The organism is Phaeovulum vinaykumarii, from assembly GCF_900156695.1.
Lineage (GTDB): Bacteria > Pseudomonadota > Alphaproteobacteria > Rhodobacterales > Rhodobacteraceae > Bieblia_A > Bieblia_A vinaykumarii.
Map to the genome: position 1 here is coordinate 25,476 of NZ_FTOM01000013.1, position 11,096 is coordinate 36,571.

The window sequence follows — 11,096 nt, forward strand, 5'->3', positions numbered from 1 at the left end:
CTTCTGGCCCTCGCCCGGCACGAAGGCATCGTGCCCGGGCCCTATCTCGATCTGCGCAAGATCTGGACCTTCGGTATCGGCCACACCGCGGCGGCGGGGCCGCCTGATCCCGCGAAGATGCCGCGCGGCCTGCCCACGGATGTCTCCGCCGCGATCCGCGAGGCGTTTCGGCTCTTTCGCGCTGACATCGCAAGCTACGAGGCAGCCGTGCTGCGCGCCGTGAAGGGGCCGCTTGCCCCGCACGAGTTCGATGCGCTGGTCAGCTTTCACTACAACACCGGGGGCATCGCCAAGGCGTCCCTGACGCGCCACCTGAACGCGGGCAATCGCCGCGCCGCGACCGAGGCGTTCATGGGCTGGCTGCGCCCCGCCGCAATCCGGCCCCGGCGCGAGGCCGAGCGCGATCTCTTCCGCGACGGCCACTATCCCACCGGCCCGCTCACCGTCTGGTCGGTCGATCGCAACGGAAGGGTGGATTTCGCCCGCCCGCTGCGGCGGCTGAGCGAGGTCGAAGCCCTCGCCCTGCTTTCCCCTCTCTGACCCAAGGAGACTTTCGATGCGTTACCTTCGCCCCAAATCCCTGACCTGGTGGGCCGGGTGCCTTGCCCTCACCACCGGCACCGGCGCCCTCCTCCTGCCCGATCAGGGGCAACTCGCCGCGCTGGCCCGCCTCGTCGCGCTGCTCTCGGGCTCGGGCGACGCCGCACCGATGACGCTGATCATCAGCCTCGGTCTCGGCCTCATCGGCCTGCGCGACCGCATCGAGCGCGGCTTTGCCGGGCAGGACAAATGAAGTCCCTCCCGCCAGACCTTCAGGCCCACCTCGACGAGGGCACGACGACGCTTGCCTGGTGCTGGCGCATCACCCGCGCTGACGGCGTAAGTTTCGGCTTCACCGATCACGACCGCAGCCTCAGCTTCGACGGCACCGACTTCGAGCCCGAAAGCGGTCTGACCGCCTCCGAGGTGCGATCCGGCTCTGACCTTTCCGTCGATGCGCAGGATGCCCAAGGCGTGCTGACCTCCGACCGGATCACCGAGACCGACATTCTCGATGGCCACTGGGACAATGCCACGGTCGAGGTCTGGCGGGTGAACTGGTCGGCCCCGGCGCAGCGCGCACTGTTGCGGCGCGGCGCCATCGGGCAGATCCGGCGCGGGCGGCTCGCCTTCATCGCCGAGGTGCGCTCGCTCGCCCATGTCCTTGGCCAGACCGTCGGGCGCACGTTTCAGGCGAATTGCGACGCGGCGCTGGGCGATACGCGCTGCGGCATCAATGCCGAGGCGCCGATCTACACCGGCACCGGCACGGTGGTCGCGCTGCGGCGTGATCGCGCCTTCACGATGGAGGGGCTGCAAGCCTATGCTGCAGGCTGGTTTTCCTATGGACGGATCCAATGGACGAGCGGCGCCAATGCCGGGCGGCAGGCCGAAGTGCTCTCGCATGTCCTCCTCGATGGCGTGGCTGTCCTGACCCTGCTCGAAGCGCCGGTGCGGGCCATCAGCGAGGGTGAAGCCTTCACGATCCGCGCGGGCTGCGACAAGAGCTTTGCGACCTGCCGGGCGAAGTTCGCCAATGTCGCGAACTTCCGGGGCTTTCCGCATATCCCCGGCCAGGACGCCGTTCTGCGCTACGCGACGAAGGACGGCGGCCATGAGGGGGCGGTGCTGTGATAAACGCGTCGGCCTAGAAACAAGCGTCATCCCGATGTCCGGCCATCGAACTATCGCAAGGGGAACTTGATGTCTTTTCCAAAAGTCAAACGCGACACCTCACAGGTCTTGCGAAGGGCCAGTTTCAGTTGCCCTTGGCTTATATTCTTGCTGAGCCACCAGCCGGAAACGCTCCGAAGCACTGGCAGATGTGGGCTGTGAGGATGGATCTGATGTGGATCTTTCGCAACGAACCGCCGTCCAGGAGTGCGGATTTCGGAAAGCGAGACCAGGGCCTCCGGGGCTACCTCCGCCATCATGTCCACCACCGTGCAAAACACATCCGCAAGCGTAGCGGCCGCGAAACGGACCCCGAGAAACTCCGCGGCATACTTGCCGCGGTCGGGGACCGCGACGCTTGGCACCGGCTGGGGCAAATGCTGCTCATTCAGTGTTCGAGCGTCAACGAGGCTTTTCGCGAGGGCAGAGGCAACACCTTGATCAAACGAGGATCGCACCGACAAGATTGCCTCAACAAAAGTAATGGGTAGGGAGACGACGACCTCATTGGCATGGCATTTGTTGCTCATGACAATCTCCCGCTTTTTCTGCTGTGGGCCCGAGCGGCCTTCCTGCCGGCGTGGTAGATCGTGATGCAGCTTTCACCCTCGAGGATGACCTTGGTGCCACGCAGACGCTCAAGCGCCTGAATTTCATGGCGACGGCGCTCAATCTCGCGGGCGGCGTCCTTGTCACTGAGAAAGAACGCATCCTCCGACACACGGGTCGCGACACTGAGGACGAAGCCAATGTCCGCATCACGATAGCCGCGCTGCCGCATCCTTGCCTCGGCATGAGACGTGAACCGGAGGTCATTCATCGTCATTCTCCTTTGCATCGTCCGTCCCGAGCATCGCCAACAAGCTGTCCAAATCGAGATCATCGGTAAGGGAAAGACGTGCCGCACGTTCCGACCTGCGTTTTTCAAGTTCAGCCTCCGGAATTCGACCGACAATCCAAGAGATCCGATCATCCAAATGGTCCTCCCCAAGCAAGTCGGTCGGGATATCCTTGACCTTGGCATACCCTCGCAAGAGGGCGTACTCGGCATCAGGATCGTCTCCCGTCAGATCGCTGATCATTTCAGATCCGATCCGATACTCGGGCATGCCCTCACTGGTTTTCCAGCTGGAGGTTGACCAGAGGCCGTCGAAAGAGACCGTTTCCGCTCCAACCTTGCTCGCAAAATGCTTGAGGAAATCCGCAAAGGGATTGTTGCGCGAAGGGTCGTATCCGAAGTCATACACGCCGTCGGGGATATCCCTGCCAAACAGATCACGCTTTTCGATGCATCTCCGCTCCTGATCAGCGCCTTCTTGCGCTAGGTAAGCGGAATTCGCGAAAGCAAAATGGCCACCGCCAAGCGACATCAGCCTGTCTGCCGCTTCCTCGATCTCAGCAACCCGCTCCCGGCGCCAGGAAAGGCTGCCCTCGGCCAGAAGCGCAGCAAACAGCGGCGCCATCACAATTTGCGAATGAACGGGAATGCCGTAGATCTGCTGAACCATGTTGAAGGCTAAGGCGGTCTCTGCATCCACCATGGTGCGCAACGGCCGATAGCCAAACTGCTTGAGCGATGCCTCTCGTTCTGCCTGGTTGTTAGGCGGCTTCGAGAGAGCATCTGCCGTGACACCGAGAGCCTTCGCCAAACCTTCCGCGACGCGATCTTCGGCGCGATGGAAGGCACTCTTGGTTCTTTCGATCCGCTTGATCGTCGGCAGACTGACTCGGTTCTTGCCTTTGGTCGCGTCGGCGAGCTGCTCCTGCGTCCAGCGTTTTTCGTCCCGGTAGTACTTGAGCGCGGCGGGATGGATCATCGTGGTCATTTGGTAGCCTCCTAGGTCATGCTGTAAACATGATCCTTCATTTCGCAACAATATAGGATCATCTTTAGCCCGTGATACCAATTAATGAAAAACATGCCGCTCACCACTTCGGCGCGTACGAGACTGAAGGGATACTCTTGATGCCAAATTCGCGGCCACTGGATGTACGAGTAAATGCCCGTGATACTTCCTGGCATCATGCCGCCGAACCCTCGAACGAATCGAAGGTGACAGACCCGGCCCGCGTCATTGCCGTGGCGCGCTCTTGGCTCGGCACGCCCTACCACGACTAGGCGAGCCTCAAGGGCGTGGGCTGCGATTGCCTCGGCCTCGCGCGCGGCGTCTGGCGCGAGGTCGTCGGGCCGGCACCCTTCCCGATCCCGCCCTACAGCCGCGATTGGGGCGAGATGGGCCCGCACGAGGCGCTGGCCGAGGGTGCGCGGGCGATGATGCCGGAGATCGCCCCCTCCAATGCCCCGCCCGGCGCGCTGGTGCTGTTCCGCATGAGGCCCCGCGCCATCGCCAAGCATGTCGGCATTCTTACGGGCCCGGACACCTTCCTTCACGCCTATGAACGCCTCGGCGTGATCGAGGAACCGCTGACACCGACATGGCGGCGGCGCATCGCTTTCGCTTTCCTGTTCCCGGCACGCTGAGAACCCCAAATGGCAACGCTTGTCCTCGGCGCCGTCGGCTCCGCCATCGGCGGGGCTTTCGGCGGCACCATCCTTGGCCTTTCCGGCGCCGTCATCGGCGGCTTTGTCGGTTCGACCGTGGGCTCGGTCGTCGACAGCTGGATCGTGTCGTCGCTCGCGCCTGCGCAACGGATCGATGGCCAACGGCTCGACACGCTGCGCATCACCTCCTCGACCGAAGGCGCCGTGATCCCCCGCCTCTACGGGCGGATGCGGATCGGCGGCAACATCCTCTGGGCCACCGATTTCCGGGAGGAGACCAAGACAACGACCCAAGGCGGCGGCAAGGGCGGCGGGGGCGGCAAGGTCAAGACCACGGAGTATCTCTATTACGCCAGCTTCGCCTTGGCGCTGTGCGAAGGGCCGATCACCGGCATTGGCCGCGTCTGGGCCGACGGCAAGGTGATGGACATGACCGGCGTGACTTGGCGCTGGTATCCCGGCAACGAGGCGCAGGCCGCCGATCCGTTCATCTCGGCCAAGATGGGCGCGACCAACACCCCCGCCTATCGCGGCACGGCTTACGTCGTCTTCGAGGAGCTGCCGCTTGCCAGCTTCGGCAACCGCCTGCCGCAGCTCAGCTTCGAGGTGTTCCGGCCATTGGCCGACCCGGACACCGCCGAGGGGTTGATCAACGCGGTGACGATGATCCCGGCCTCGGGCGAGTTCACCTATGCGACCGAGGCGATCCGCAAGGGCGAGACCGGGGCGCAAGTGGCCGAGAACCTGAACGCGGTTTCCGACACCGCCGACATGGTGGTGGCGCTCGACCGACTGCAGGCTCTGGCGCCTGTGGTCGAAAGCGTCAGCCTCGTCGTCGCCTGGTTCGGCAATGACCTGCGCGCGGGCGATTGCGCGATAAAGCCCGGCGTCGAGGTGGCGAGCAAGACGACCAGCCCCAAAGTCTGGACGGTCAATGGGGTCTCCCGCGCTTCGGCCCATCTGGTCAGCCGCGACGCAGAAGATCGGCCGGTCTATTGCGGCACGCCTGCGGATTTCGCGGTGGTTGAGGCGATCCGAGAGATGAAGGCCCGCGGGCTGCGGGTCACGTTCTACCCGTTCCTGCTGATGGACGTTCCGCCCGGCAACACGCTGCCCGATCCCCATTCCGACAACGCCGCGACGCTCGGCCAGCCGAGCTGCCCCTGGCGCGGACGGATCGCCTGCTCACCGGCCGCAGGTTCCGCGGGAACCGTGGACAAGACCGCCGCCGCGTCCACGCAGGTCTCAAGCTTCTTTGGCACAGCCACCCCGGCGCAGTTCTCGCCGTCTGGCGACACCATCACCTTCACCGACGCGCCGAGCGATTGGGGCCTCCGCCGCATGGTGCTGCATTACGCCCATCTCTGCGCCGTCGCAGGCGGGGTCGATGCCTTCCTGATTGGCACCGAGATGCGGGGCCTGACGACGATACGGTCCAGCGCCAGTGCCTATCCGGCCGTGACGGCGTTCAAGGCGCTGGCGGCGGACGTGCGGTCCATCCTCGGGGCGGGCACGAAGATCGGCTATGCCGCCGACTGGTCGGAGTATTTCGGCCACCAGCCGGAAGATGGCACGGGGGACGTCTATTTTCACCTCGATCCGCTCTGGTCTGATGCCAACATCGATTTCATCGGCATCGACAATTACATGCCGCTTTCCGACTGGCGCGATGGGTTTGACCATGCCGATGCCCTCCAAGGTTGGCCCGCGATCTATGACCGCGGCTATCTGCAAGCGAACATCGCCGGTGGCGAGGGTTTCGACTGGTTCTATGCCTCGGCCGCCGACCGGTCGGCGCAAGTTCGGACCCCGATCACCGATGGAGCCGCGGGCAAGCCGTGGGTCTTCCGCTTCAAGGATCTGCACGCCTGGTGGTCGAACACGCATGTCAACCGCCCGGGAGGGGTCGAGAGCGGCCCGCCCACGGCATGGGCGCCGCAATCGAAGCCGATCTGGTTCACTGAACTCGGCTGCCCCGCCATCGACCGAGGTACGAACCAGCCGAACGTGTTCTTCGACCCGAAGTCATCCGAGAGCGCCACGCCGCATTTTTCCCGCGGCTGGCGCGATGACGCGATCCAGCGCGCCTATCTCGAAGCCAGCTACCTCTGGTGGGGAACCCCGGAGAACAATCCGGTGTCGGCGATCTACAGTGGCCGGATGGTCCATGTTCCCGAATGCGCCGCCTGGACCTGGGACGCGCGGCCCTATCCGTTCTTTCCCGAACTGACCGGCGTCTGGACCGATGGCGCGAACTGGCGGCTCGGGCACTGGCTGACCGGACGGCTCGGCGCGGTCTCGGTCGCCGCCCTCGTGCGCCACCTCTGCCTGCGCGCTGGGCTCGATGAGGCGTTGATCGACGTCTCGGGTCTCTGGGGCGCGGTCGAGGGCTATGTGATCGGGGCCATTGAGTCCCCCCGCGCATCGATTTCGACGCCGGCCCGACATTTCGGCTTCGACGCCATCGAGACGGAGGGCGTGATCCGTTTCGTGATGCGCGGGCGGGCATCCAGCCTCACCCTGACGGTGGATGATCTGGCGGCCAGCCGGGAAGGCGAAACGTTCGAACTGACCCGGGGCCAGGAGACCGAACTGCCGCAAGCCCAGAAGTGGCAGGTCGCGCGCGCCGACGAAGATTACGACGCGGCGCAGGTCGAGGCCCGGCGCATCACCGTCGACACCACCCGCATCGCGTCCGAGTCCTTCCCGATCGCGATCCCGCCCGAGGAAGCAGAACGCCGCTGCCGCCGTGCGCTGATGGAAGCCTGGATCGGCCGGGAAAGCGCCACCTTTCGCCTGCCGCCCTCGCGGTTGGCGATGGACCCAGCCGATGTGATCCGACTCGCGCATAACGGCCGGGAGGTCGAGTTTCGCCTGGTGTCCATCGCCGACGCGGAAGCACGCGGGATCGAGGCGGTGCGCCAGGACCGGGCCGGCTACGACCTGCCGCCCGGCGATCCCCGGCCCGCGTCGCTCGCCAGCCCCGTCGTCTTCGGCACGCCGGAGGTGGTGATGCTGGACCTGCCGCAGATTTCCGAGGACCAGCCCGCCCATCGCCCCCTGATCGCCGCCTATGCCAGCCTCTGGCCAGGTGAGATTGCGGTGTTCCGCAGCGCGTCCACTGATGGGTTCAACCTCCTGACCACCTTCGGCAGTCGGGCCCGGATCGGGACGCTGGCTTTCGATTTCTTTCCGGGGCCGACCTCCCGCTTCGATCTGGGCAATGCGCTGGTGGTCGATCTTCTATCCGGAACGCTGGAAAGCGTGACCGACGTGGCCCTCTTCAGCGGGGCCAATGCGTTAGCCGTCGAGCCCGCGGCTGGGGCCTGGGAAATCGTCCAAGCAGGCGCGGCCGAACTGATCGCCCCGGGCCGCTATCGCCTGACCCGCCTCCTGCGCGGTCAGCGAGGGACGGAGTATGCGATGGGCAATCCGGCCCAGGCCGGTGCGAGGGTCGTGTTGCTGGATTCGACGCTGGCCTCGCTGCCCATCGCCGAGGGCGACCTCGGACTACCATGGAACTGGCGCGTGGGCCCGGCCGCTCGCTCCGTCGGCGACGCGAGCTATGCCGCGCTGGGCTTCACCCCGACCGGCCGGGGCCTTGTCCCCTTCGCCCCAGCCGATGTCGAACAGCCCTGGCGGACGGCCCGCAGCCCCGGCGATCTGACCATCCGCTGGACAAGGCGATCCCGCGCGCTGGTCGCGGATGCCTGGGAGCAGGTCGAGGTGCCGCTGGCCGAGGACCTGGAAAGCTACGACGTCCAGATCCTCGACGGCGATGCGATCAAGCGCACGCTGACCAGCAACACGACCTCCATCCTCTACACCGCCGCCCAGCAGACCGCCGATTGGGGTGCGCTGCTCGGGCCTGGCCAGACGCTGGCGCTCCGCATCTTCCAGCTTTCGAACCGCCTCGGCCGCGGCACGCCTGCCGCGGTCACGCTGCAATTCTGATCCCAACCCACGGGAACCCAAATGTCCGACGCCACGACCCATCTGGGCCTGCCGTATCTTCTGGCGGCGCAGGCACAGAAACATGTCACTCACAACGAGGCGCTACGCCTGCTCGATGCGATAGTGCAGCTCTCGGTCCTCGACCGCACGCGCACTGCGCCCCCGGCCAGCCCGGCCGACGGCAACCGCCATCTGGTGGCCTCGGGCGCAACAGGCCTCTGGGCCGGGTGGGATCTGAACATCGCCTTCTGGGTCGACGGCGCGTGGATCCGGCTGGTGCCGCGCACTGGCTGGCTCGTCTGGGTGGCGGCCGAGGGGGTGTTCCTCGTATGGACCGGCAGCGCCTGGGAGATCGTGGGCGAGCCGCGCGACGTGTCGGACGCGGTGTTCAGCCTCGTGAACGATGCCGATCCCACGAAGAAGGCCACCTTCTCGCTGGCGGGGATCACGACTGGCACCACGCGCAGCTTCACCCTGCCGAACACCTCCTCGGAACTCGCGATCCTGGCGGGTACCCAGACCTTCACCGGCAACAAGACGTTTTCGGGCACGCTGACTGCCTCGGGCACGGTCACTGTCTTAGCAGCTTCCGCCAGCATCGGCACGGCGACCACGACCGCCACCTATGGGATGGGCACCGGGGCGACGACCACGGGCGTCACCAAGACCGTGAACCTCGGGACCGGAGGTGCATCTGGATCGACCACGGTCGTCAACATCGGCTCGGCCACGGCAGGTGCTGGCGGCACGACCGTCGTCAACACGCCGACGGTCACTTTCGCCAATGCCGTCACGCAAGTCGGCATGCCGCAAGCAAACCTCACCGCGCAGCTTATGGGCCTCGGCGGTGCGACGGCGGACAGCTACAACCGGCTCTCGGTCAACACCCCGGCCGTGCTGCTGAACGATGCAGGCGCAGGGATCGAGGCGACCGTCAACAAGGCCGCACCCGCCAATGACGCCTCCTTCGCCTTCAAGACCGGCTTCTCCGCCCGCGCGCTGATCGGCCTTCTCGGCAGTGACGATTTCAGCATCAAGGTCAGCCCGGACGGCTCCGCCTTTCATGATGCGATCAAGATCGACCACGCGAGCGGCCGAGTCGAGATGCAAGAGCCCGTCGTGCTCCCCGCGCTCGATACCGTGCCCACGCCGCCACCTTCCGGCAAGCTTGCGCTTTATGCCCGCAACCGCGCCGGGGCCGGATGGCTCGATGTCCAGCGCCCCTCGGGGCGGTTCTTCCCGCTGCAACCGCATTTTGGGGTGAACCGCATCGCGACATGGGCCCCTTCCAGCGGCACGACGATCAACACCAACGGCATGCCCCGCACCGCCGTTGGCACCGCCGCCACGCCGACGCTCGCCACCACCAACCTCTCGACCTCGATGCGGCGCTGGCGCATGACGTCGGCCGCCACCGCCGGGGCTGCGGCCGAGGAACGCTCGGCAGGCTGGGTCTGCTGGCGCGGCAATGCGGATGGGCTCGGCGGCTTCACCTATGTGAACCGGCTTTCGCTCGTCACCCTGCAACCCACCGGCACGGGGTTCTTCGGCCTGATCGGGTCGGTCGCCGCGCTGTCCACGACCCTGACGCTTTCGGCCGTCGTCAACGCGCTGGGCATCGGCTTCGAGCGCGGCACCCATGCCAACTGGCAGATCGTCCACAACGATGGCGCGGGCGCCCCGACCTTGATCGATCCCGGCGCGGGTTTTCCGGTGGCAAGCACGACGAACGTCCTGACCCTCACCATCGTGGCTGCGCCAAACGGGACCGAGGTCGGGATCCGGGTCGTGGAAGAGGTCTCCGGCACGGCGGCCGAGGCCACGATCACCACCGACATGCCCGCGTCGGCACAACTTCTGAGCCCGCGCAACTACCTCAACAACGGCGCCACCGCCGCGGCCGTCGCCTACGACTGCTCGGGGGTTTATGTGGAAACGGACTATTGAGGGCCGTCTTGCGAGACGGGCCGGACAGCGCCGATCAGGAAGCGCCAACGCCTCGACCGACCGGCCCCCGGCCCGCCTCGCTGGTTCACGGTTTCAAGGAGCCGCAGGGAATCGCTGCCCGAATACGTTGACACAGGACCACCGCCGCTGTCGCGCGCCGAAATGGGCACAAATGTGCACCCTCCTCTCCGGCGAAGGCAAGGTCACTGCACCAGAACCGGCCGCAACATCTGATCAGTGTCGAGTTTCAGCATACTGAGCGTTCCGGATTGTCAAAGGGTCATCTTAAAATGAGCTTCACATTACGCATGTCTCTGATTTGATTGATCGCCAAGCTCTCGCAGGACACGGCAATCCGCGACATCGCGGCGCTGTTGGACCTCGAGCTACTGCGCAAGGGCGAAGGTGGCTATCCCATTAATTGGCGGGTTCCTCAGATCACTCGACGCTGGGAAGATAGCGCTAAGCTTGTTTTTCTGGACTTTCATGAAGATCATCTTTGGTGTGTTCCCCCAATGACGAACGTGTGGCGCAAATATGCGACCAAGATTCCCAAGGATGAATTCGTCTCGGCTCTGACGGAGGGCTCGCTCCCCACGAGTATTTTTTGTTACGAGCACCCAGGCAGTGCTCCATAATGTTGGCTCGCCGCATACACAGAGATCGCAAAACGATGTCCAAGCATTGACCAGAGTTTCTGGGCTTAGCGTCGAATTCTAGGCGCCTCGTTCAGCCAGATTCGCCTGCAATTACCCGTTCCTGCCCGCTTATGCATGCTGGTGCGGTTTTTCTGTTGCGGTGTTGATGTGGCGTTGATGTAGAGCACAACGCCAAAAACCCGACGGTTTACGTCGGGTTCTATCCATCTGATATCTTGTATTATATTGGTTGCGGGGGTAGGATTTGAACCTACGACCTTCAGGTTATGAGCCTGACGAGCTACCGGGCTGCTCCACCCCGCGCCGGTTGGTCTGGGATT

At 64.9% G+C, this 11,096-nt stretch carries 9 protein-coding genes, 1 tRNA gene and 1 pseudogene; 7 read left to right on the top strand and 4 right to left on the bottom strand.

Features of this window, described 5'->3' with window-relative positions; genetic code table 11:
- Positions 1–30: 30 nt before the first annotated feature.
- The 3 genes from BW949_RS15825 to BW949_RS15835 are packed head-to-tail and all read left to right on the top strand — an operon-like array spanning position 31 to position 1,674.
- Positions 31–540 carry a lysozyme gene (locus BW949_RS15825; protein WP_235816340.1) on the top strand — a complete coding sequence of 170 codons (510 nt, stop codon included), beginning with the start codon at positions 31–33 and terminating at the stop codon, positions 538–540.
- 16 nt (positions 541–556) lie between these two features.
- Positions 557–793, top strand: a complete 237-nt coding sequence (locus tag BW949_RS15830; RefSeq protein WP_076367828.1) for a hypothetical protein — start codon at positions 557–559, stop codon at positions 791–793.
- Positions 790–1,674, top strand: a complete 885-nt coding sequence (locus tag BW949_RS15835) for a DUF2163 domain-containing protein (RefSeq protein WP_076367830.1) — start codon at positions 790–792, stop codon at positions 1,672–1,674. The genes BW949_RS15830 and BW949_RS15835 overlap by 4 nt, the downstream gene beginning before the upstream one ends.
- A 50-nt stretch (positions 1,675–1,724) precedes the next feature.
- On the opposite strand, the gene BW949_RS16940 is transcribed toward BW949_RS15835, so the two are convergent.
- Genes BW949_RS16940 through BW949_RS15845 form a run of 3 tightly spaced genes read right to left on the bottom strand, consistent with a single transcriptional unit; the run spans position 1,725 to position 3,539 of the window.
- Positions 1,725–2,243 carry a hypothetical protein gene (locus BW949_RS16940; RefSeq protein WP_143524467.1) on the bottom strand — a complete coding sequence of 173 codons (519 nt, stop codon included), beginning with the start codon at positions 2,241–2,243 and terminating at the stop codon, positions 1,725–1,727.
- Positions 2,240–2,533 (bottom strand): hypothetical protein, encoded by a 294-nt coding sequence (locus BW949_RS15840; protein WP_076367832.1) that lies wholly within the window; start codon positions 2,531–2,533, stop codon positions 2,240–2,242. The genes BW949_RS16940 and BW949_RS15840 overlap by 4 nt, the downstream gene beginning before the upstream one ends.
- Positions 2,526–3,539, bottom strand: coding sequence for a helix-turn-helix domain-containing protein (locus BW949_RS15845; RefSeq protein ID WP_076367834.1), 1,014 nt, complete (start codon positions 3,537–3,539; stop codon positions 2,526–2,528). The genes BW949_RS15840 and BW949_RS15845 overlap by 8 nt, the downstream gene beginning before the upstream one ends.
- A 227-nt stretch (positions 3,540–3,766) precedes the next feature.
- Here BW949_RS15845 and BW949_RS15855 point away from each other — a divergent pair.
- The 4 genes and pseudogenes from BW949_RS15855 (at position 3,767) to BW949_RS16945 (ending at position 10,755) form a co-directional block, all read left to right on the top strand.
- A pseudogene (locus BW949_RS15855) lies at positions 3,767–4,195 on the top strand (NlpC/P60 family protein).
- Between the two features lie 9 nt (positions 4,196–4,204).
- Entirely contained in the window at positions 4,205–8,170 is a 3,966-nt protein-coding gene (locus tag BW949_RS15860) for a baseplate multidomain protein megatron (RefSeq protein WP_076367838.1), read from the top strand.
- 21 nt (positions 8,171–8,191) lie between these two features.
- The gene (locus BW949_RS15865; protein ID WP_076367839.1) at positions 8,192–10,117 is read left to right on the top strand and encodes a DUF2793 domain-containing protein; all 1,926 of its coding nucleotides are present in this window, start codon (positions 8,192–8,194) and stop codon (positions 10,115–10,117) included.
- Positions 10,118–10,440: 323 nt separating this feature from the next.
- Positions 10,441–10,755, top strand: a complete 315-nt coding sequence (locus tag BW949_RS16945; RefSeq protein WP_102017049.1) for a hypothetical protein — start codon at positions 10,441–10,443, stop codon at positions 10,753–10,755.
- 247 nt (positions 10,756–11,002) lie between these two features.
- On the opposite strand, the gene BW949_RS15870 is transcribed toward BW949_RS16945, so the two are convergent.
- A tRNA-Met gene (locus BW949_RS15870) sits at positions 11,003–11,079 on the bottom strand.
- Positions 11,080–11,096: the final 17 nt, after the last annotated feature.

Bases quoted from the DNA above. Each gene is read 5' to 3' on its own strand.
- BW949_RS15835 (WP_076367830.1), top strand. From the start codon at position 790: ATGAAGTCCCTCCCGCCAGACCTTCAGGCCCACCTCGACGAGGGCACG.
- BW949_RS15840 (WP_076367832.1), bottom strand. From the start codon at position 2,533: ATGAATGACCTCCGGTTCACGTCTCATGCCGAGGCAAGGATGCGGCAG.
- BW949_RS15860 (WP_076367838.1), top strand. From the start codon at position 4,205: ATGGCAACGCTTGTCCTCGGCGCCGTCGGCTCCGCCATCGGCGGGGCT.
- BW949_RS15865 (WP_076367839.1), top strand. From the start codon at position 8,192: ATGTCCGACGCCACGACCCATCTGGGCCTGCCGTATCTTCTGGCGGCG.
- BW949_RS15830 (WP_076367828.1), top strand. From the start codon at position 557: ATGCGTTACCTTCGCCCCAAATCCCTGACCTGGTGGGCCGGGTGCCTT.
- BW949_RS16940 (WP_143524467.1), bottom strand. From the start codon at position 2,243: ATGAGCAACAAATGCCATGCCAATGAGGTCGTCGTCTCCCTACCCATT.
- BW949_RS15845 (WP_076367834.1), bottom strand. From the start codon at position 3,539: ATGACCACGATGATCCATCCCGCCGCGCTCAAGTACTACCGGGACGAA.